This is a genomic window from Halarchaeum grantii (genome assembly GCF_014647455.2).
Classification (GTDB): domain Archaea; phylum Halobacteriota; class Halobacteria; order Halobacteriales; family Halobacteriaceae; genus Halarchaeum; species Halarchaeum grantii.
This window is the reverse complement of record NZ_BMPF01000001.1, coordinates 52,468-71,474: the sequence shown is the minus strand read 5'-3', so window position 1 is coordinate 71,474 and position 19,007 is coordinate 52,468. Positions and strand designations below refer to the sequence as shown.

The window sequence follows — 19,007 nt, the reverse complement described above, 5'->3', positions numbered from 1 at the left end:
CCCGCTCGCCGCCCCCGCCCCTCACTCGCGCTCGCGGCGCGCGGCCAGCGACGCGCGCACGCGCTCGCTCACCCTCTCCACGAGGGCGGCCGCGCGGTCGGTCGAGACGTCGATTGCCACCGCGTCGCCGCTTCCGAGCCCGCCGCTCCCGGCGGTGTCCACGACGACGGACGCCAGCCCCCAGCGGCGCTGGAAGAGCGTCGCGCGCTCGACGAGCGTCTGCACGCGGTCGTGCGGGACGACGTGCGTCCGGCGCGTCCAGAAGCCCGAGCGCGTGAACGCGTGCGCGTCGTCCACCGCGGCGCCGAGGTGTACCCACCGGTAGTGGGCGGCCGCCGGCACGAGGGCGAACAGTGCGACGGGCGCCCACCAGAACGGGTAGGAGACCACGAGCGCGTTCACGAGCGCCGCGAGCGCGACGATAGCACCGACGCCGATGGCGTAGCGGCCCGCGTAGCGCCGCCGCGCCCGCGTCGGCACGCCCTCGAACTCCGGAACGTCGAACGCTTCGAGGTCCCGCGCGAGCGCGAGCACCTCCGAGCGCGTCGCGAGCGGGACTGCGGCCTCCGAACCGCCGGACGGACCCGACCCGGGCGCGTAGCCCGCCGTCTCCACCGACAGCGACGCGTAACCGAAGCGGCGCTGGAGCACCGTCTCGCGCACCACGAGCGTCTGGAGTTTCTCGATGGGGATGGTGCCCGTGTAGCGCTGTCCGAGGCCGCGCTCGTAGCGGAGGTCGTCGCCCGCGCGCGTCAGCCGGAAGCCGTAGAAGCGCGCGAACGTCCGCGCCGCGCTCGCCACCCAGAGCGCGAGCGCGAGCCCCATGACGCCGAGAGCGCCGACGGCGAGGAGCGCCATCCCGCCCAGGTCGCCGACCACGGGCGCGAGCGCCGGCCAGACGAACGGCTGGGCGACGAACACCACGGAGACGAGGCGCGCGTCGAAGGAGAGCGCGCTCGCCAGCAGGAGGTGGCGCGTGTCGAGTGCGAACACCTCCGTCTCCTCGTCCTCGACGTCCGCGCGCGTCTCACCGGTCGCCGCCTCCCCGTCTGCTCCTTCGGCCGACGCCGACTCGTCGTCGAGGCGGCGTTTCAGCCGCCGGATCTCCGTCTGCAGGCGCTCGGCCTCCGCGACGCTCAAGCAGTCGAGGACGGCCTCGGTCGACCCGCCACCGGCCGTCTCCACGTGGACGGTGGCGATGCCGAGCACGCGCTGGGCGACGTTTCGCGAGACGTCGACGTTCTGCACGCGCCGCAGTGGTATCTCGCGCTCGCGGCGCGCGAGCACCCCGGAGGCGACGTCGAGCGTCGACTCCGTGAGCGCGTACGTGAAGCGGCGATAGCGCGCCACCTCGTAGCCGGCGAGCGCGAGCACGCCGAGCGCGCCGAGCGCGGCGACTTCGGCCGTATCAAGGAACGGCACGACCGCCGTCCCCGCGAACGCCGCGACGACGAACCCCCACGCGAGGCCGGCGACGCGCGTCCCGACGCGGTAGACGACGGAGAGCGGATGCAGTCTCATACGGCGTCGGCGGGTTCGCTCTCGATCGCGAGCGCGCGCAGGCGCTCCTGCAGGTCGCTCGCGCGGGCGGCGGCGAGACCCGGAATCGCGACGTCCGCGCCCCGCGAGCCGGCCGTGTAGACGACGACCGTACTCAACCCGAGGACGCGTTCGAGCGGCCCGCGCTGGCTGTCGACGTGCTGGACGCGGACGTAGGGCACGACCGTGCGCACGCGCGTGAAGACGCCGCGTTCGAGATAGAGGGTGTCCTCGCGCACCTCGAAGCGCCACGCGCGATAGCGCGCGCTCGCGTACCCGATGCCGAGGACGAGCGCCGCACCGAAGACGACGCCGCCGACGAGCACGGGCGAGAGGCCGAGCGAGAGCGGGTCGACCCACGTGAACGCGCCGGCGATGGCGGCGAGAACGGCGGCGCTGATGGCCGCACCGGCCGCCCACAGCAGGCGCACGCGGGGATGGAGTGCTTCCATGCGTCGGCGTTCGGTCGGGAGTCGGGAAAGCAGTCCGGTTAGCGCTCGATGCGCTTCAGGTCGTCACCGAGGCCGCGCTCGCCGCAGTCCGGGCGGGCGCAGTGCCAGCGGTCCGTCGTCGCGCGGTCACGCTGCTTCGCGTACGGCTCGCCACATGCTCCGGGGTTCGGCGACAACCGGACAGTGCGTTAGTTCCGCCGCGAGGGGGTATCCGACGTCGAGCACGGTGTGGCGGGGTCGACGGCGAAGCGGTCGGGCGACTCGGGTGTCGCTTCGCCGCCGCTTCCGCTCGCGTATCCGGTCGCGCGACCGACTCGCGGGTCGTTCCTCCCCGCTCGTCTGTCCAGTCGGCCCTCCTACGCTCGGCCCGACTCACTCGCGGGTCGTCCCTCCCCGCTCGTTTCTCTCCAACGGCTTCGCCGTTGGATTACTCCTCGCCGAGGATGCCGCGATGCGTCATCTTCTCCGGGTCGAGCACCTCGTCGGCCTCCGCCTCGGTGAGGTAGCCCTCGGAGACGGCGACCTCGCGGACGGTCTTGTCCTCCGCGATGGCCTTCTTCGCGACCTTGCTCGCCTTGTCGTAGCCGATGGCGGGGTTGAGCGCGGTCGCGAGCGCCATCGAGCGCTCGACCTGCGATTCGCAGTGCTCCTCGTTCGCCTCGAGTTTCGCGACGAACTTCTCAGCGAACGCCTCGCTCCCGTTCGCGATGAGCGTCGCGGACTCGAGGAAGTCGAAGGCGAGCACGGGCTTGTAGAGGTTGAGGTCGATCTGGCCCTCGGCGGCGCCGGCGGAGATGGCGGCGTCGTGACCGACGACCTGCTTGTGGACCTGATTGACGGCTTCCGCGACGACCGGGTTGATCTTCCCGGGCATAATCGAACTCCCGGGCTGGTTCTCGGGCTGCTCGATCTCGCCGAGGCCGTTCCGGGGACCGGAGGCGAGGAGGCGGAGGTCGTTCGCGATCTTGTTCAGGCTCCCGGCGACGGTGCGGAGCGCGCCGTGGGCTTCGCTCATCGCGTCGTGGGCGGCCTGCGCCTCGAAGTGGTTGTCGGCCTCGCGGAACTGGACGCCGGTCTCCTCGCTGATGTACTCGGCGGCGAGTTCCGGGAACTCCGGGTGGGTGTTGAGGCCGGTACCGACCGCGGTCCCGCCGAGGGCGAGTTCGCGGAGGTGCGCCTTCGCGTTCTCGATGCGCGCGAGGCCCTTCTCGACCTGCGCGCGATAGCCGCCGAACTCCTGGCCGAGTCGGACGGGCGTCGCGTCCTGCAGATGGGTGCGGCCGGTCTTCACGACGCCGTCGAACTCCGCCTCCTTCGCCTCGAGCGCGTCGTGGAGCGTCTCGAGCGCGGGCCCGACGTCCTTCTCGACCGCTTCGAGCGCGGCGACGTGCATCGCGGTCGGGATGACGTCGTTCGAGGACTGCCCGAAGTTCACGTGGTCGTTCGGGTGGATCTCGCGCGTGCCGACGTCGCCGCCGTAAATCTCGGTCGCGCGGTTGCCGATGACCTCGTTCGCGTTCATATTCGAGGAGGTCCCCGAACCGGTCTGGAAGACGTCGACCGGGAACTCCTCGTCGTGCTCGCCGGCGATGACTTCGTCGGCGGCCTCGATGATCGCGTCGGCCTTGTCCTCGGGGACCGTCCCGAGGTCGCGGTTCGCCTGCGCGGCGGCCTTCTTCACGACGCCGAGCGCGCGCACGAAGCGCGACTGGAAGGTGCGCCCGCTGATCGGGAAGTTCTCGACGGCACGCTGGGTCTGCGCGCCCCAGTAGGCGTCGGCCGGGACCTCCATCTCGCCGAGGCTGTCGGACTCGATGCGGTAGTCGTCGTCTTCGCTCATATGCGGGTGACTCGCGGCGGCGCGCGTAAAACCCACCGGTCCCGGTCGACCCGACCGGCAAGTTTGGCAGGCCGACTCACTGTTTACTCGATCTGTGGTTAATAATAACTATTTAGTACCCGAGAGACGGAGTAGAGGACGGAAACGGAAGCCTATGACAGACAAAAACACTGACAGCTCGATGACGCGGCGCCGGTATCTGACCGCAGCGGGCGCGACTGGCGTCGCGGCCCTCGCGGGCTGTACTAACGGCGGCAGCGGCGGGTCGAACGAACTCGAAATCCTCCACGGCTGGAGCGGCGGCGACGGGGCGGCCGCCTTCGACAGCATGCTCGAGGGCTTCAAGGAGGCCTACCCGGACGTCACGGTGAACGACAAGGCCATCGGCGGCGGCGGGAACACCAGCCTCAACACGCGCATCAACACGCGCCTCGGTAACAACAACCCGCCCAGTTCGTGGGCGGAGTGGCCCGGCAAGAACCTCATCCAGTTCACCGACGCCGACCTCCTCGGCGACATCGAGGAGTCCGTCTGGAGCCAGAACAACATGAAGGAGGCGTACCTCCAAGGGCCGAAGGACGCCGCCAAGCCCGCCGGAACGTACGTCGCCGTCCCGACGAACATCCACCGGATGAACAACCTCTTCTACAACCAGCAGGTCATCGACGAGGCCGGGGTCGACGTCGCGTCCATCGAGACGCCGAGCGACCTCACCGCCGCCCTGCAGAAGGTGGAAGAGAACACGGACGCCATCGGGATGGCCCAGTCCAGTCAGTCCCCGTGGACGACGCTCCAGCTCTGGGCGGCCGTCTACCTCGGGCAGGCCGGCTGGGACACCTACCAGGACTTCGTCGCGGGCGAGGCCGAGGCCGGCCCCATCGCCGACGCCTTCAAGACCATCAACGAGTACAGCGAGTACTTCAACAGCGACGCCGGCACCGTCGGCTGGCAGGAAGCCAACAACCTCATCATCAACGGTGGGGCGGGCTTCTTCCACCAGGGCGACTGGGCCGCCGGCATGTACTCCGGCACCGAGGACTTCGAGTACAAGACCGACTGGAACCAGGCGGTCTTCCCCGGGACGGACGGGCTCTACTCGCTCAACATGGACTCGTGGACGTACCCGGCGAACAACCCGTCGCCCGAGGCGACGGAGAAGTGGCTCACCTACGTCGGCTCGAAGGACGCGCAGGTCCGCTTCAACACGGAGAAGGGCTCCATCCCGCCGCGTAGCGACGTCCCCATGGACGAGTTCAGCGAGTTCCAGACGAACCAGTACAGCGACTTCCAGAGCTCCAAATCGCAGCCGCCGAGCGTCGCGCACGGCCTCGCCACCACGCCGGGAGTCCTCAGCGACCTCAAGACCGCGATCAGCCAGAACTACTCCGGATACACGGACTCCGCAGCGGAGAAGACCGCGCAGGCGTTCGTGGACGCGTTCAGCAACTAACGAGCGATGCGTGGAAAGCTAGCGACGTTCGTCCGGCGCGCGCTCCGCCGGAAGCGAGCCCGCACCGACGGCGGCGAGGTCGCCACGACCTCCCGCTCCGAGGGGTTCCTCAGCGACGAGTTCACCTCCTCGCTCCCCTACTGGCTGCCGCCGTTCGTACTCATGGGGCTGGCGGTCTACGGGGCGATCGTCTGGAACTTCTTCCTGAGCCTCACGAACACCACGGGCTTCGCGGTGCCGAACTACGCGAACCTCGACTTCGAGATGTACACGCGGGCGTTCGGCGACCCGGTCTTCCTCGGCGCGCTCCAGAACACGTTCGCGCTCCTCATCGCGTTCACGTTGCTCTGTCTCGTCGTCGGAATGCTCGTGGCGATCCTCGTCGATCAAGGGATCCGCTACGAGAACACCTTCCGAACCATCTACCTGCTGCCGATGGCGCTCTCGTTCGTGGTCACCGCCCAGTTCTGGCTCTGGATGTACAACGAGCAGAACGGGCTGATCAACATCATCCTCGGCGTCGTCGGGCTGGGCCCCTACGAGTGGATCGCGAACCCCCAGCTCGTCCTCGGCGCCGTCGTCTTCGCGCTCATCTGGCAGTTCAGCGGCTACGCGATGGTCGTCTACCTCGCGGGCCTGCGAGCGATCCCGACCGAGCAGTTCGAGGCCGCGCGCGTCGACGGCGCGAGCACCCTCCGGATGTACTGGCGCGTCATCGTCCCCCAGCTGAAGGGCGCGACGATCAGCGCGTCCGTCGTCCTGATGGTGTTCGCGCTGAAGGCGTTCGACTTCCTCTACTCGCTCACCGGGAGCTACTACCCGCCGAAGGGCTCCGACATCCTCGCGACGATGATGGTCCGACAGGCGTTCGTCGCGAACAACCGCGCGTACGCGGCGGCGATCGGGATCATGCTGTTCGCGCTCGCGCTCGTCATCATCGCACCGTACCTCCTCTACCAGTACCGCGCAGGTGAACTATGACAGACACGACCCCTCTCACCGGCGATAGCTGGCGGCGGACGGCGCTCTACGCCGTCCTCGTCCTCCTGGTGGTCTTCTACCTGATGCCCCTCTGGACGGGGCTGATGGCGTCCATCAAGGCAGACGTGCTCGCCACCGCACCGTTCCTCCCGCCCGCGCCCGGCGGGTTCACGACCATCCACTGGACGCGCGCCGCGAACGCGCTCGCGGGCGGGCTGATGAACAGCCTGATCCTCGCCATCCCGGCGACGATCCTCTCCGCGCTCCTCGGGAGCATGGCCGCCTACGGCCTGACGACGCTCGACTGGCGCTATCAGGTCCCCGTGCTCATGCTCTTCATCGCGGGCATCTTCATCCCGTATCAGGCCGTCCTCATCCCGCTCTCGAAGTTCTGGGCGTCCATCGTCCCGATCAGCGACCTCGTGGGCATCGTCGGCCTTCAGGGATGGGTCGGCGACCTGATCGGCCTCATCATCACGCACGTCGCCTACGGCATCCCCATCTGTACGCTGCTGTTCCGCACGTACTACAAGGACTTCAACGACGAGATGGTGGAGGCCGCGCGCATCGACGGCGCGACCACGCACCGCATCTATCGGCGCATCATCCTCCCCCTCTCCGTGCCGATGTTCGCCGTGACGCTCATCTACCAGTTCACGCAGATCTGGAACGACCTCCTGTTCGCACTCGTGCTCGTCGGCCCCGGCGCGGGCGCACCCGTGACGGTGCCGCTCAGCCAGCTCGGTGCGAGCCTCTCCGAGGTCGGCTTCGGCATCCGCATGGCTGGCGCGTTCGTCGCCGCACTCCCGACGATCATCGTCTACGTCCTGTTCGGCGAACAGTTCGCGAAGGGGGTGGCTACCTGACACTATGGCTCGACTCGAACTCGACAACATCACGAAACACTTCGACGACGACGGTCAGACGATCGTCGCCGTCGACGACGCCAGCATCGACATCGACGACGGCGAATTCCTCGTACTCGTCGGCCCCTCGGGGTGTGGGAAGTCCACGACACTGCGGATGATCGCCGGCCTCGAGAGCATCACTGACGGCGAACTCCGCATCGGCGACCGCCGCGTCAACGAGGCCAAGCCCCGCGACCGGGACATCGCGATGGTGTTCCAGTCCTACGCGCTCTACCCGCACATGACCGTGCGGGAGAACATGAGCTTCGGGCTCGAGGAGTCCACGGACCTCTCCGACGAGGAAATCTCCGAACGCGTCGAATCCGCGACGGCGACTATGGGCATCAAGGACCTCTTGGACCGCAAGCCCTCCGAGCTCTCGGGCGGCCAGCAGCAGCGCGTCGCGCTCGGGCGCGCCATCGTCCGCGAACCCGAGGTCTTCCTCATGGACGAACCGCTCTCGAACCTCGACGCGAAGCTCCGCGCACAGATGCGCACGGAGCTCCAGCGCCTCCAGGAGGACCTCGACACCACGACGGTCTACGTGACGCACGACCAGACGGAGGCGATGACGATGGGCGACCGCATCGCCATCCTGAACGACGGCGTCCTCCAGCAGGTCGCGACGCCGCTCGAAGCGTACCACACGCCCGCGAACCAGTTCGTCGCGGGGTTCATCGGCGAGCCGTCGATGAACTTCTTCGACGTCGACCTGCAGGGCGAATCCGTCGTCGGCGACGGCCTCAACTACGCGGTGAGCGAGTCGGTCCGCGAGAAGCTCACGTCGGACGAACTCGTCCTCGGGATTCGCCCGCAGGACGTCGAAATCGTCGGTGACGTCGAATCCGACCACGACATCCCCGTCACGGTCGACGTCGTCGAGCCGATGGGCGACGAGAACAACGTCTACCTCAACCTCCCGGACGCCCACGAGGGTGAGACGTTCATCGCGAACGTCGACGGCCGTGCACCGGTCGAGGCGGACGACGACGTCGTCGCGCGCATCCCCGAGCAGGCCGTTCACTTCTTCGACCGGCACACGGGGGAGGCGCTCCGCAACCGCGAGTTCGACGACGAAACCGCAGACCTCACGCTGTAGCGGACAGCGCTCGCGCTTCTCGTTTCTGGAGTCCGACGATAGCCGTGGAGCCGCGCGTCCCGCCCGGGTCGCTTACTCCTCGTCGGGCGTCTTCGTCGTCAGTTCGAGCGCGTGGATGTCCGTCGTCATCGCGTCGCCGAGCGCGTCGTAGACCATCTGGTGCTGGTCGACGATGGTCTCGCCCTCGAAGGCGGGCGAGGTGACCTCGGCGGCGAGGTGGTCGTCGTCGTGCTCGCCGCGCGCGCGGAAGACGTCCGCTGTGCTCTCCGGCAGTGCCTCCTCGATGAGTGTCTCGACGTCCTCGGGTTCCATACGTCGAGAGTGGGGGCGGGAGAGTAAAAGGGACGCGGAGGCGGTGCAGGGCGTGGGCGGGCTGCCTATAGCCAGTCGTCGAGGCCCGTCTGCGTGAGCGACTCCTCGATGCGCTCGAAGGCACGGTCAGTCTCCCCGGCGGGGATCTCCCACTCCTCGGTGAGGTAGTCGCGCGCGGCGTCGAGATCCGGGTCGACGGACTCGTCGTAGTCGTAGTCGTCCGTGACGTCCGGGTCGAGGAAGAGGTCGCGGATGCGGTCGGCGTCGTCGATGTAGGCGTCCTCGGCGTCGAGGACGCCCCAGAGGTCGCCGTGCTCCGTCACCGCCCGGAGTGCCGTTTTCGGGCCGTACCCCGAGAGGCCGTCGTTGAAGTCCGTTCCGCAGAGGATGCCGACGTCGACGAGTTGCTCCCACGTCACGTCGTGCTCCTCGAGGGTGGCCGCGAAGTCCATGCGCTCGACGGCGCCCGAGCTCGTGAGTTGGCGGAGGGTGACGGGCGCGCCCAACAGGAGGCAGTCGTAGTCGTCGCTCCCGACGTAGTCGACGTCGTCGTCCGTCCGCGCCATGTAGGAGGCCTGCGCTTCGCCCTCGGCGGGCGCTTCGACGACCGGGACGTCGAGGAGCGAGAGGAGTTCGCGCGTCGTCTCGTGGATGGTGTCGGTGAGGCGCTGGGTCTGCGAGTCGAGGCGCGCGACCTCGAGGGCGTCACCGGCCTCGCGGGCTTCTTCGAGGCGTTCCTCGCGTTTCTCGCGCTCCGCGCGGCGCTCCTCGACTTCCTCGTCCTTGAGGCCGACGACGCGGCCGTCGAAGACGAAGACCGGCGTGAGGTCGTTCTCGAAGAACTTCGGGAGGCCCTGCACGACGCCGATGAGGTTCGGGACCTCGACGCCCTCGCTCGTCGTGTAGGCGTCGTCGCGAGTGAAGCGAACGGTCGTGGTGAGGTACTTGTAGAGCCAGTTGTGCGCGTCGACGGCGACGACGTCACCGTCCAACTCGTCGAAGGCGACCTCCTCGATCGCCGCGAGCTGGCGGAGGTCCGCGTTTCCCATGGGGTCGCTACCGGCCGGCGGGCCTTAACGCTCGCCTTCCGGGGCATCCACGACGTCCGGCGGACCGTCGCGCGCGTCGAGGAAGGCGACCTCGTCGGGCGTGAGGTCGCGCTCCCGGTAGGCGTCGAGTCCCGCGGCGTAGTTCGCGGCGCGCGCCGCACAGGGCCGTTCGAGGACGAGTTCGTGGCGCCCGACGCGCTCGCCGGTGTAGCCGAACCCGGCCTTGTACGCGGCCTCGTAGGCGTAGGGGTTGTTGACGTCGATTCGGACGCGGTCGTGCATCCCTAGAAGACGGTCGGCGGCGAACGCGCAGAGGCGCGCGCCGATGCCGTCGCCGCGCCGGTCGTCGCGCACGGTGACGTAGCGGAGGACTGCGGTGTCGGCGTCGTCGCGGGAGGGACTGAACGAGACGGCGCCGAGGACGCCCTCGGCTTCGGCGTCCCGGGCGTCCGGCGGCCAGTCCGCCCGCTCGAGGACGCCGTCCTCGACGGCGACGGCTTTCCCGGCGTCGCGCGTGACGAACTTCCCGGCGTAGCGAAAGCGCCGCCAGTCGAGGCGGATTCGGGGGGCGTCAGGGGGCGCTCCGAGGACGGCGAACTGCACGCGTCGTCGAAGCGCCCGGACGGCCTTAGGTACTACTGTGATGGCGTGCGACGGGTGCGTATGGCTGACGTCGCGCGCTTCGATCGGCTGGCGGCCGTCTACGACCGGTTCGAGGGCGCCATCCCGCGCCCGGACGTCGCGTCGGGGTTCGCGTACGCGGAGCGGGACGTCGAGCGCGTGCTGGACCTCGCGGGCGGGACGGGCCGGACGGCCGCCGCGCTCCCCGGCTACGACGTGACGGTGCTCGACGCCGCCGCGGGGATGCTCCGCGAGGCGCGCGCGAAGGGCCTCCCCGTCGTGCGGGGTGACGCGACGCGCCTCCCGGTCGCGACCGGGAGCGTCGACGCGGTCGTGGTGACGGACGCGCTCCACCACCTCGACGCGCCGGCGGCGGTGGGGGAGGCGACGCGCGTGCTCCGGCCGGGCGGCGTGCTGGTCGCGTGCGACTACGACCCGCGCGGGCCGCTCGGGCGCGCGCTCGTCGCGGCCGAGCACGCCGCGGGATTCGACTCGACGTTCTACGCGCGAGGCGAACTGGCCGCCGTCCTCGCCGGGGCGGGCCTCGGCGTGCACGCGCTCGAAGCGGGGTTCGCGTACGCGCTCGTGGGGATAAAGCCGACGGAGCGAGCGGAGCGCGACTCGCGGGAGAGGCGAGAGCGCGGTGAACCGGTACGCGGTTAACGCCGCCGGGACAACCCGCGCGTATGTCGCTCCTCGACGTGGACCGGCGGACGCTCCGGTTGTTCGCGCTCCCGGACGCCGCCGCGATACTCGCGTTCGTGCTCGTCGGCGAGTACCAGCACAGCATGCTCGCGTACAGCCTGACGCATCCGCTCCGCCTCGTCGGCGTCCTCCTGCCGTTCGTGGGCGCGTGGGCGGTGGTCGCGCCGGCGCTCCGGGCGTACAGCGCGCGAGCGCGCTCGTGGCGCGGGCTCCTCGGATGGACGGTGCTCTCGTGGCTCGTCGCGGACGCCCTCGCCCAAGCCCTCCTCGCGAGCCGGCTCTTCCCCATCGACTTCGACCCGATATTCGCGGTCGTGGTGGCGGTTTTCGGCACGCTCTTCTTGCTCGTCGCGCGCGGTCTCGCGTTCGCCGTCGCGACGTGGCGCTAATCGGCGCCGTCACGCTCTTCGCGCCGTGGTCTCGCTGTTTCATACACTCATAACTTATGGATACGCAACGAGTCAACTATGGAAAACACTTATATGACTATGGGGCATTGTATACAATACATTATGACGAGTTATTACGACCACATCCTGGGGCTCATCCCCGTCGCGTTCGCCGCCGTCGCAGCCACTCTTTACTTCACTGGCCTTCAGTCGGCGCTCGCGATACCCGTTGCGGGTAGTGTGGCCGTCGTGCTCGTCGGACACGCCCTCTTCGTCAACGGTCCCGTCGACGACGCGCCCGACGCAACCGTCGCCACCCAGTACCAGCACGCCGCGCCCGTCGGTCCCGTCGAGGACGGAAGCCCCGCTCCCGCCGCCGACTAACGACGCCTCAATCCTTTTCCGGTCCCTCCCCTAACGCGGGAGTATGACCGACGCCCTGTTCCTCACGAGTGACGACGTCTCCGACCTCGCCGACCCCGGCGACTACGTCGCGGCCGTCCGCGACGCCTACCGCCAGCGCGGCGAGGGCGCGCCGGCAGAGCCACGGACGAGGCTCGTCACCGACGACCCGCCGGGCATGCTCACCACGTACGCCGCCGTCCTGCCCGAAACGGGCGCGATGGGCGGCTACATGTACGGCGCGGGCTTCGGCGAGCGCGACGCCTGGTTCATGACCCCCCTCTTCGACTCCGAGTCCGGCGAGCCGCTCGCGCTCATCGACGGCGCGAGCATGAACCCCCACAAGACCGGGGCGGCGGGCGCCGTCGGCACCGACGTCCTCGCGCGCCACGACGCCTCCTCGCTCGCCGTCATCGGGAGCGGCGCACAGGCGCGGGGCCAACTCCGCGCCATTGACACCGTCCGCGACCTCGAAACGGTCTGGGTCTACTCGCCCACGAAGGAGCACCGCGAGGACTTCGCCGGCGCGATGAACCAGCGCCTCGACGCGAGCGTCGCCGCCGTCGCCTCCTCGGCCGCCGCCGTCGAGGACGCGGACATCGTCGTCACCGCCACGAACGCCTCGGAGCCGGTCTTCGACGGCGACCACCTCGAACCCGGGACGCACGTCACCGCGATGGGCCAGTACGACCCCGAGAAGCGCGAGCTCGACGCTCGCACGCTCGAACGCGCGACGTACGTCCTCGACCTCGAAGCGCGCGCCGACACCGACGCCGGATCGTTCATCCGCGCGAAGGCAGCGGGCGTCGTCGACGACGAGGACGTCCACGGCGAACTCGGGGACGTCATCGTCAACCGCATCGCGGGCCGCGAGAGCGCGGAAGAGATCACCGTCTTCGACTCCGGCGGCACCGCCATCGAGACCGTCGCCGCCGCGCACATGCTCTACGAGCGCGCGAGCGAGCGCGGGCGCGGGAAGAGCATCGACTTCGCACCCGCGAGCGACGCGCTCACCGGCGAGTAAGAGAGGGGAGCCCGACCTGCTCCCGCCTCGCTTCGCTCAGCGGTCGCTCATCCGGCCGCCCCTCACTCCGTTCGGCTCAGCCGGCCCGGCACCCACTCGCCGTCGAACTCCTCGTGGAGGAACGGTGTCGGGTCCTCGCCCGCGTAGGAGGCGACGAGGTGGCCGTCGCCCTCGAGGTAGTACTTGTAGGTCGTGAGGCCGTCGAGGCCGACGGGGCCGCGCGCGTGAATCTTCCCCGTGCTGATGCCGACCTCGGCGCCGAGGCCGTAGCGGTAGCCGTCCGCGAAGCGCGTAGAGGCGTTGTGGAAGACGGACGCGGCGTCGATGCGGCGCATGAAGTCGCCCGCGCGCTCGGCGTCCTCGGTGAGGATGGACTCGGTGTGCTTCGAGCCGTTCGCGTTGACGTGACTCACCGCGTCGTCGAGCGAGTCGACGACCTTCATCGAGAGCACGAGGTCGCCGTACTCCTGCGTCCAGTCCGCCTCGCTCGCGGCGTCGACGTCGACGACGTCCCGAACTCGCTCGTCGCCACGGAGTTCGACGCCCGCCTCCGCGTAGCGCTCGACCATCCCGGGGAGGAAGTCGTCGGCGACGGCCTCGTGGACGAGGAGGGTCTCGACGGCGTTACAGACGGCGGGGTACTGCACCTTCGCGTCGTAGGCGACGTCCGCCGCCATCTCGAGGTCCGCCTCGGAGTCGACGTAGACGTGACAGACGCCCTCGGTGTGTCCGAGGACGGGGATCTTCGTGTTGTCCTGGATGTACTGGACGAACGCCGAGCTCCCGCGGGGCATCACGAGGTCGACCGACTCGTCCATCTCGAGGAGGCGGTCGACGTCCTCGCGGGCCTCGATGAGCTGCGCCCAGCCGTCGGGCATCCCCTCGGTGGCGTCGCGGATGACCTCGTAGAGGACGCGGTTCGAGTGGCTGGCCTCGCTCCCGCCCTTCAGGATGGCGGCGTTCCCGGACTTGAGGCTGAGCGCGGCGATCTGGACGAGCGCGTCCGGCCGAGACTCGAAGACGGTGGCGACGACGCCGATGGGGACGCCGACCTTGTAGAGTTCGAGGCCGTCGTCGAGCCGTCGCGCTTCGAGGGTCTCGCCGAGCGGGTCGTCCTGCTCCGCGACGCTCCGAACCATCTCGGTGATGCTCTCGAGCTTCGACGGCGAGAGCTTCAGGCGGTCGACGAGCGCCTGCGAGTACTCGCCGGCCGCGAGTTTCTCCTCGCCCGCTTCGACGTCCTTCTCGTTCGCCGCGAGAATCTCGTCCTCGGCGTCCTCGATGGCGTCAGCGATGGCGTGCAGCGCGTTGCTGCGCGCCTCGTCGGAGACGTTCGCGAGGTCGAGCGCGGCCGACTCGGCGGCGCCGACCTTCGCCTCGGTGGATGGCTCACTCATCGTCTACACCGTCCACGGGGAGGAATATCGTTCCAACGGGTTCGGCCTCGGAGACGCGCTCGAGGACGTCCGGCGCTTCCGACGCCGCGATGATCGCGGGAGAGCCGTGCTCGGCGACCTTGCGCGCGCCCTCGACCTTCGTCTGGATGCCGCCGAACGCGCCGCTCGCCGTCTCGTCGACGAGGTCAGAGACCTCGTCGTAGTTCTCGCCGACGGCGGCGATGCGCTCGGCGTCGCCGTCGTGCTTCGGGTTGCCGGTGTAGACGCCGCCGACGTCCGTGAGCGTGACGAGGAGGTCGACATCGATGCCGACCGCGAGCGACGAGGAGAGCATGTCGTTGTCGCCGATGCGGACCTCCTCGGTCGCGACGGCGTCGTTCTCATTCACGATGGGGACCACGCCCCACTCGAAGAGCGTCTCGATGGTGTTCTGGAGGTTCGTGTAGCGCTCGGGGTCTTCGAGGTCGTGCTGGGTAAGGAGGAGCTGGGCGACCTGCGTGTCGTAGCGCGCGAAGCTCTCCGTGTAGCGATGCATCAGGCGGCCCTGCCCGATGGTGGAGAGCGCTTGGGTCTCCTCGACGGTCTCGCGGTCCTCCTCGAGCGCCATCATTCCCAGACCGGCACCCACGGCGCCCGAGGAGACGAGCAGGACTTCCTTGCCGCGCGCGCGGAGCGCCGCGATGTCGTCGACGAGCGTGTCGAGTTTGTCGTCGTCGAGGTTCGACTCCGCGTCCGTGAGCGAGTTCGTCCCCGCCTTCACGACGACGCGCTCGGCGTCCGCGGCGAGCGCCCGCGCCCGCTCGGCATCCGCGTTCGCGTTGCGGGCCTCAGACACGCCCCGCCACCTCGCTGGTCGTGGTGCGACTCGTGTTCGTCATTGTCACCGCAAAGGGGCCGAGTCCGACATACACCCTTTGGTTCCCCCACGGGTCTACGGTCTCGGGCCGCCGCTCAGACGTAGGCGCCGAGGCCGAGCGCGGCGACGACGGACAACCCGGAGGCGAGCGCGCCGACCAGATACCCCAGAATCGCGCCGCCGTTGAGGAGCGGGAGGCCGGCGTGCGCGCGGCCCTCGAGGACCATTCGGAGGAGGAAGAAGAGCCCGATCATCGTCCCGACGAGCGCGGTGACGGCGGGGAGCGCCACCCCGAGGACGGTGGGGACGTCGGTGAGGAAGAACGCCGCGGAGGCGGTCATGATGGTCGGCATGACGGCGTCCCCGAGGCCGATCATGATGCTGTCGCGGCCCGTCTCGCCGTGCGTCTCCGCCTCACCCTCGGGTTCGTCACCTGCCTCGGTCACGTCGACGGCTTCCTCGTCCGGGTCCGTCTCGGCGTCGTCGTCCGCTTCTTCGGCGGCGACTTCGGCGGCACGCTCGCGGAAGGAGAACTCCCGAGTGGTGGGGTAGACGAGGAGGACGGGGAGCTTGAGCGCGACGATGCCGGAGGCGAGCGTGAGCATGTGCTCGGTTCCGTAGACGCTGATGGCGTCGTAGACGGCGAGCGCGACGAGGAGGACGATGGCGGGGAGGATGCCGAAGCTGATGCCGAAGAGCGCGGCGGCACCGACGCCCATCACGACCCCGGCGAGGTCGATGACCCACCACTCGGGGTAGGCGAGGAGCGCGACGACCAGGAGGGCGGCGGCCGCCCACGGGAGGACGTTCACGCCCGCGAGGGAGAGCGCGGGGAGGACGCTGACGACGTACACCGTGATCATTGCGCCGGTGAGGAGGATGAACGCCCGGAGGACCTGCTCGCCGCCGTACTTCAGCGCGGCGAGGATGGCGCCGGTGGCGACGAGGAGGACGCCGAAGTAGAGCGCGCTGTTCGCGGGGTTCTGCGGGTCCTGAACGGTCTGATAGCCCGCTTGCTTGAACGGCTCGACGAGTGCGAGCGCGCCGACCTGTATCGCGAGGAAGGTGAGGAAGATGCCCCCGCAGGCGGCGAGCACGCCCGTGCGTTGGTCCATGGGCGTGACGTCTGGCGCGCGCGCCTTCGCCCTTTCGGGTTCGAGAGCGCGCCGCCGGAGCGCGGAAGCGCGCTATCGCGTGTAGAGCTTCGCGCCGAGGAGGTCGGCGGGGGTGCCCGAGTCCGGCGTGACTGCGAGGTAGGGTCGCTCGACGGGGCCGAAGACGTCGACGACGCGCCCGACGTCGCTGAGACGTTCGTCCACGACTTCCGCACCGATATCCGGGTGCTCCTCGTCGGGGCAGCGGACGATGGCGAGACCCTGCGCGCTCCGGACGACGTCGCCCGCGCGCTTCATTCGCGGAGCGTCGTCACGTAGGCGCCGACGGCCTGCAGGAGGTCGGACTTCCCGGCGTCGTCGGCGTCCTTCACGAGGACGCGCCCGGACTCCGTCCAGCCCTGCCGGGGGTAGGCCTTCTCGCGCTCGATGACGGCGTCGTAGCCGACCTGTCCGACGGCCTTCGCGACCTCGTCCACCGTCGGCTCCTCGACGGCGAGCGAGAGGGGGACGCGGCGGCCCTCGCGACGGGAGAGCGTCGCGTCGAAGTAGGCGGGCCAGATGACGTTCTCGACCATACGCCCGCTAGCCGACGTGATGGGTAAAGCGTGTCGGACACCGCGGTGGCCCCGCCACCGCGAAGACGCGAGCGGGGGCGCACGCGATACGCGAGTGACCGTGGCGCCGAGGGGGAGCGGCGAGTAGGTACTCCTTTCCCGGTCCCGTTCGACACCTCCCGGTATGCGGACACGCGCGCTCACTCTCGTGCTCCTCCTCGTCTGTGCGTCGGTCGCCGGGGTCGGTGTCGGCGCTGACGCCGCGCGGGCGTCGCATACCTCGACGATCACGCAGACGACGACGCTCTCGCTCACACCGGAGACGGCGGGCGAAATCACGGCGACCGTCCGCTACGACGTGCCGGAGAGCGTCACCGCGCTCAGCGTCACGGTGCCGTCCAGCCAGCGCGTCACGGCCACCTCGGGGTTCACGCACACGAGCGCGAACAGCTACGAGTGGGACGGTGAGACGGGGTCGCCGTCGATCACGCTCCGCGTGCCCGCGAACCGGACCTTCACCGGGAGCCGTGCGCTCGACACGGTGAGAGAACGAGACGGCGGCGTGACGGTCACGGGACCACACAGCGCGCGCACCGAGGGTGTGGTGAACGCGCCGGGGCGGGACGGGATGGCGGTGACGGCCAGTCGCGACGGGGGAGTTCGGAGTCGCACGGCTGACGCCGCCGACGGCGCCGCGAGCGACGACGGGGGATACTCGTTCGTCGACACGGGGGCGTGGGCGATAACCCCCATCCCCCAGTTCGGCACGCACTGGTCGTGGCGCGGCGTCGAGCACGTCGGTCTCGAGCGGCGGACGGCCGTCGACGGGTCCGGTGTCGCCGGGAACGCGATGGCGTACCTCGGCCCGCACGAGACCTACGAGCGCCGCGCGCACGGCCAGCGCCTCCGCCTCGTCGTGCCCGCCGCCGCGTCGCTTCGCGAGTCCCCCGAGTCGGTGCTCGACGCGCTCGCGGACGCCTCCGGCGCGATGACGGGCGGGGCGCGCGACGCCGAAGTCCGCATCGTCGCCGCGCCGACGAGCGTGAACTGGGGGCCGTCCGGTCTCGAGTACGGCGGAAGCGACGCGTGGGTGCGCGCCGACAGCCGACTCGACGCCCCGGAGAACGTCTGGCTCCACGAGTACGTCCACACGCGGCAGGCGTACACGCCGACGAACGCGACGAAGTGGACGCTCGAGGGCGGCGCGGAGTACTACGCCGGCCTCCTCACGCTCCAACAGGGCCGCATCACGTACGAGGAGTTCCGGTCGTACCTCGCGCGCGGGACGCGTGACCCGTACGCGGGCGCGGTGCTCGCCGAGCCGACGACGTGGCGCGGCCTCGCGAACTACCTGAAGGGCGCGCTCGTCGTCGGTACTCTCGACCGGCGGATACGCACGGCGACGGACGCCGAGCACAGCTTCGACACCGTGCTCGCGCACATGAACGCGGACGACGACAGGGTCACGCAGGCGGAGTTCCTCGACGCCGTCGCGGCCGCCGGTGACAGCGCGACGCGCGACGCCGCCGCGCGCTACACGGGGACGGACGCCGCCCCCGAGGCGTGGTCATACGCCGCGCACGAGCGGGCGTTCGGTGAGTCCCCGCCGCGCATGGCGTTCGCACTTGACGGCGACGCGCTCGCGGCGCACGGGCCGTGGCGGAACGCGTCGCTCGACGTGGCGACGGGGACGACGACGCTCGCGACCGGCGAGACGCTCGTCCTGAACGCGACGGTCACGAACCACGGCGAGCACGCCGGGGCGTACGAGGCGACGCTCCGTCGGAACGGCACCGTCGTCGCGGAGGCGGGCGGGCGACTGGACGGCGGTGCGTCGACGCGCGTCTCGCTCGACGCGACGCTCACGGAGGCCGACGACTACGTCCTCGACCTCGGTTATCGCGAGATCGAGATCGAGGTGGCGCGTCCGGCGACGCCGGTGGTTCGCTCGCTCTCGCTGAACCGGAGCGCGGTGAACGCGAGTCAGCCGGTCGGAGTGACCGTCGAGGTGGCGAACCCGTCGTCGCATCCCGCGAACGCGACGTACGCGATCACCGTCGACGGCCGGCGGACGGGAACGTGGACGCCCTACCTCGCGCCGAACGAGTCGGTGACGGGCACGTTCACGGTGACGTTCGAGTCCGGCGGCACGCACACGGTCCGCGTCGGCGAACGGAACGCGACCGTCGAGGTGAGCGGCGGCGCCCTCGTTCCCGGCGTCCCCGGGTTCGGGCCCGTCACGGGCGTTCTCGGCGTCCTCATCGGCGTCGTGCTCGCGATGGCGACTCGGCGGCGGTGGCGCGATTGAGGGTGC

21 protein-coding genes are annotated in these 19,007 nt (G+C 69.8%); 9 read left to right on the top strand and 12 right to left on the bottom strand.

Annotated features, from left to right (window positions below):
* Positions 1-21 precede the first annotated feature (21 nt).
* The 4 genes from IEY12_RS00435 to IEY12_RS00420 form a co-directional block, all read right to left on the bottom strand.
* Entirely contained in the window at positions 22-1,521 is a 1,500-nt protein-coding gene (locus tag IEY12_RS00435; RefSeq protein WP_188876475.1) for a PH domain-containing protein, read from the bottom strand.
* On the bottom strand, positions 1,518-1,991 hold the full coding sequence (locus IEY12_RS00430) for a PH domain-containing protein (RefSeq protein WP_188876473.1): 474 nt from the start codon (positions 1,989-1,991) through the stop codon (positions 1,518-1,520). The genes IEY12_RS00435 and IEY12_RS00430 overlap by 4 nt, the downstream gene beginning before the upstream one ends.
* A gap of 38 nt (positions 1,992-2,029) precedes the next feature.
* Positions 2,030-2,167: a hypothetical protein gene (locus IEY12_RS00425; RefSeq protein ID WP_188876471.1), complete on the bottom strand. Its 138-nt coding sequence runs from the start codon at positions 2,165-2,167 to the stop codon at positions 2,030-2,032.
* A gap of 251 nt (positions 2,168-2,418) precedes the next feature.
* Entirely contained in the window at positions 2,419-3,831 is a 1,413-nt protein-coding gene (locus IEY12_RS00420) for a class II fumarate hydratase (protein WP_188876469.1), read from the bottom strand.
* A 181-nt stretch (positions 3,832-4,012) separates the two neighbouring features.
* Between IEY12_RS00420 and IEY12_RS00415 the strand changes: the two genes are divergently transcribed.
* Genes IEY12_RS00415 through IEY12_RS00400 form a run of 4 tightly spaced genes read left to right on the top strand, consistent with a single transcriptional unit; the run spans position 4,013 to position 8,269 of the window.
* Positions 4,013-5,281, top strand: a complete 1,269-nt coding sequence (locus IEY12_RS00415; protein ID WP_229870797.1) for an ABC transporter substrate-binding protein — start codon at positions 4,013-4,015, stop codon at positions 5,279-5,281.
* A 6-nt stretch (positions 5,282-5,287) separates the two neighbouring features.
* On the top strand, positions 5,288-6,262 hold the full coding sequence (locus IEY12_RS00410) for a carbohydrate ABC transporter permease (protein WP_188876466.1): 975 nt from the start codon (positions 5,288-5,290) through the stop codon (positions 6,260-6,262).
* The gene (locus IEY12_RS00405; RefSeq protein WP_188876464.1) at positions 6,259-7,128 is read left to right on the top strand and encodes a carbohydrate ABC transporter permease; all 870 of its coding nucleotides are present in this window, start codon (positions 6,259-6,261) and stop codon (positions 7,126-7,128) included. Before IEY12_RS00410 ends, IEY12_RS00405 begins: the two co-directional genes overlap by 4 nt.
* 4 nt (positions 7,129-7,132) lie before the next feature.
* Positions 7,133-8,269 (top strand): ABC transporter ATP-binding protein, encoded by a 1,137-nt coding sequence (locus IEY12_RS00400; RefSeq protein ID WP_188876462.1) that lies wholly within the window; start codon positions 7,133-7,135, stop codon positions 8,267-8,269.
* Positions 8,270-8,341: 72 nt separating this feature from the next.
* Here IEY12_RS00400 and IEY12_RS00395 read toward each other — a convergent pair whose 3' ends face one another.
* The 3 genes from IEY12_RS00395 to IEY12_RS00385 form a co-directional block, all read right to left on the bottom strand.
* The gene (locus IEY12_RS00395) at positions 8,342-8,581 is read right to left on the bottom strand and encodes a BolA/IbaG family iron-sulfur metabolism protein (protein WP_188876460.1); all 240 of its coding nucleotides are present in this window, start codon (positions 8,579-8,581) and stop codon (positions 8,342-8,344) included.
* Positions 8,582-8,646: 65 nt separating this feature from the next.
* Positions 8,647-9,630, bottom strand: a complete 984-nt coding sequence (gene fen, locus IEY12_RS00390; RefSeq protein WP_188876458.1) for a flap endonuclease-1 — start codon at positions 9,628-9,630, stop codon at positions 8,647-8,649.
* 24 nt (positions 9,631-9,654) lie between these two features.
* Positions 9,655-10,233, bottom strand: coding sequence for a GNAT family N-acetyltransferase (locus IEY12_RS00385; protein ID WP_188876455.1), 579 nt, complete (start codon positions 10,231-10,233; stop codon positions 9,655-9,657).
* Between the two features lie 60 nt (positions 10,234-10,293).
* Between IEY12_RS00385 and IEY12_RS00380 the strand changes: the two genes are divergently transcribed.
* From IEY12_RS00380 to IEY12_RS00365, 4 genes are all read left to right on the top strand, one after another.
* Positions 10,294-10,914, top strand: coding sequence for a class I SAM-dependent methyltransferase (locus IEY12_RS00380; protein WP_188876452.1), 621 nt, complete (start codon positions 10,294-10,296; stop codon positions 10,912-10,914).
* A 23-nt stretch (positions 10,915-10,937) separates the two neighbouring features.
* Positions 10,938-11,345 carry a DUF3054 domain-containing protein gene (locus tag IEY12_RS00375; protein WP_188876450.1) on the top strand — a complete coding sequence of 136 codons (408 nt, stop codon included), beginning with the start codon at positions 10,938-10,940 and terminating at the stop codon, positions 11,343-11,345.
* Between the two features lie 123 nt (positions 11,346-11,468).
* Positions 11,469-11,729 (top strand): DUF8015 family protein, encoded by a 261-nt coding sequence (locus IEY12_RS00370; RefSeq protein ID WP_188876448.1) that lies wholly within the window; start codon positions 11,469-11,471, stop codon positions 11,727-11,729.
* 43 nt (positions 11,730-11,772) lie between these two features.
* Positions 11,773-12,771, top strand: a complete 999-nt coding sequence (locus IEY12_RS00365) for an ornithine cyclodeaminase family protein (RefSeq protein ID WP_188876446.1) — start codon at positions 11,773-11,775, stop codon at positions 12,769-12,771.
* 62 nt (positions 12,772-12,833) lie between these two features.
* Here IEY12_RS00365 and IEY12_RS00360 read toward each other — a convergent pair whose 3' ends face one another.
* From IEY12_RS00360 to srp19, 5 genes are all read right to left on the bottom strand, one after another.
* Positions 12,834-14,168, bottom strand: a complete 1,335-nt coding sequence (locus IEY12_RS00360) for a glutamate-5-semialdehyde dehydrogenase (protein ID WP_188876444.1) — start codon at positions 14,166-14,168, stop codon at positions 12,834-12,836.
* On the bottom strand, positions 14,161-15,003 hold the full coding sequence (proB, locus tag IEY12_RS00355) for a glutamate 5-kinase (RefSeq protein ID WP_188876442.1): 843 nt from the start codon (positions 15,001-15,003) through the stop codon (positions 14,161-14,163). Before proB ends, IEY12_RS00360 begins: the two co-directional genes overlap by 8 nt.
* Before the next feature lie 116 nt (positions 15,004-15,119).
* A complete protein-coding gene (locus IEY12_RS00350) occupies positions 15,120-16,139 on the bottom strand; it encodes a presenilin family intramembrane aspartyl protease PSH (protein WP_188876441.1) in 1,020 nt (339 codons plus the stop codon).
* A 72-nt stretch (positions 16,140-16,211) separates the two neighbouring features.
* Complete coding sequence (locus IEY12_RS00345; protein ID WP_123076602.1) at positions 16,212-16,436, bottom strand: H/ACA ribonucleoprotein complex subunit GAR1; 225 nt, start codon at positions 16,434-16,436, stop codon at positions 16,212-16,214.
* Positions 16,433-16,714, bottom strand: a complete 282-nt coding sequence (srp19, locus tag IEY12_RS00340) for a signal recognition particle subunit SRP19 (protein ID WP_188876439.1) — start codon at positions 16,712-16,714, stop codon at positions 16,433-16,435. The genes IEY12_RS00345 and srp19 overlap by 4 nt, the downstream gene beginning before the upstream one ends.
* 163 nt (positions 16,715-16,877) lie before the next feature.
* Here srp19 and IEY12_RS00335 point away from each other — a divergent pair, with 163 nt between their 5' ends.
* On the top strand, positions 16,878-19,001 hold the full coding sequence (locus tag IEY12_RS00335; protein WP_188876437.1) for a M61 metallopeptidase family protein: 2,124 nt from the start codon (positions 16,878-16,880) through the stop codon (positions 18,999-19,001).
* Positions 19,002-19,007 lie beyond the last annotated feature (6 nt).

Coding starts and splice junctions, on each gene's coding strand:
- IEY12_RS00435 (WP_188876475.1), bottom strand. CDS start 1,521: ATGAGACTGCATCCGCTCTCCGTCGTCTACCGCGTCGGGACGCGCGTC.
- IEY12_RS00430 (WP_188876473.1), bottom strand. CDS start 1,991: ATGGAAGCACTCCATCCCCGCGTGCGCCTGCTGTGGGCGGCCGGTGCG.
- IEY12_RS00420 (WP_188876469.1), bottom strand. CDS start 3,831: ATGAGCGAAGACGACGACTACCGCATCGAGTCCGACAGCCTCGGCGAG.
- IEY12_RS00415 (WP_229870797.1), top strand. CDS start 4,013: ATGACGCGGCGCCGGTATCTGACCGCAGCGGGCGCGACTGGCGTCGCG.
- IEY12_RS00410 (WP_188876466.1), top strand. CDS start 5,288: ATGCGTGGAAAGCTAGCGACGTTCGTCCGGCGCGCGCTCCGCCGGAAG.
- IEY12_RS00405 (WP_188876464.1), top strand. CDS start 6,259: ATGACAGACACGACCCCTCTCACCGGCGATAGCTGGCGGCGGACGGCG.
- IEY12_RS00400 (WP_188876462.1), top strand. CDS start 7,133: ATGGCTCGACTCGAACTCGACAACATCACGAAACACTTCGACGACGAC.
- IEY12_RS00395 (WP_188876460.1), bottom strand. CDS start 8,581: ATGGAACCCGAGGACGTCGAGACACTCATCGAGGAGGCACTGCCGGAG.
- fen (WP_188876458.1), bottom strand. CDS start 9,630: ATGGGAAACGCGGACCTCCGCCAGCTCGCGGCGATCGAGGAGGTCGCC.
- IEY12_RS00380 (WP_188876452.1), top strand. CDS start 10,294: ATGGCTGACGTCGCGCGCTTCGATCGGCTGGCGGCCGTCTACGACCGG.
- IEY12_RS00375 (WP_188876450.1), top strand. CDS start 10,938: ATGTCGCTCCTCGACGTGGACCGGCGGACGCTCCGGTTGTTCGCGCTC.
- IEY12_RS00370 (WP_188876448.1), top strand. CDS start 11,469: ATGACGAGTTATTACGACCACATCCTGGGGCTCATCCCCGTCGCGTTC.
- IEY12_RS00365 (WP_188876446.1), top strand. CDS start 11,773: ATGACCGACGCCCTGTTCCTCACGAGTGACGACGTCTCCGACCTCGCC.
- IEY12_RS00360 (WP_188876444.1), bottom strand. CDS start 14,168: ATGAGTGAGCCATCCACCGAGGCGAAGGTCGGCGCCGCCGAGTCGGCC.
- IEY12_RS00350 (WP_188876441.1), bottom strand. CDS start 16,139: ATGGACCAACGCACGGGCGTGCTCGCCGCCTGCGGGGGCATCTTCCTC.
- IEY12_RS00345 (WP_123076602.1), bottom strand. CDS start 16,436: ATGAAGCGCGCGGGCGACGTCGTCCGGAGCGCGCAGGGTCTCGCCATC.
- srp19 (WP_188876439.1), bottom strand. CDS start 16,714: ATGGTCGAGAACGTCATCTGGCCCGCCTACTTCGACGCGACGCTCTCC.
- IEY12_RS00335 (WP_188876437.1), top strand. CDS start 16,878: ATGCGGACACGCGCGCTCACTCTCGTGCTCCTCCTCGTCTGTGCGTCG.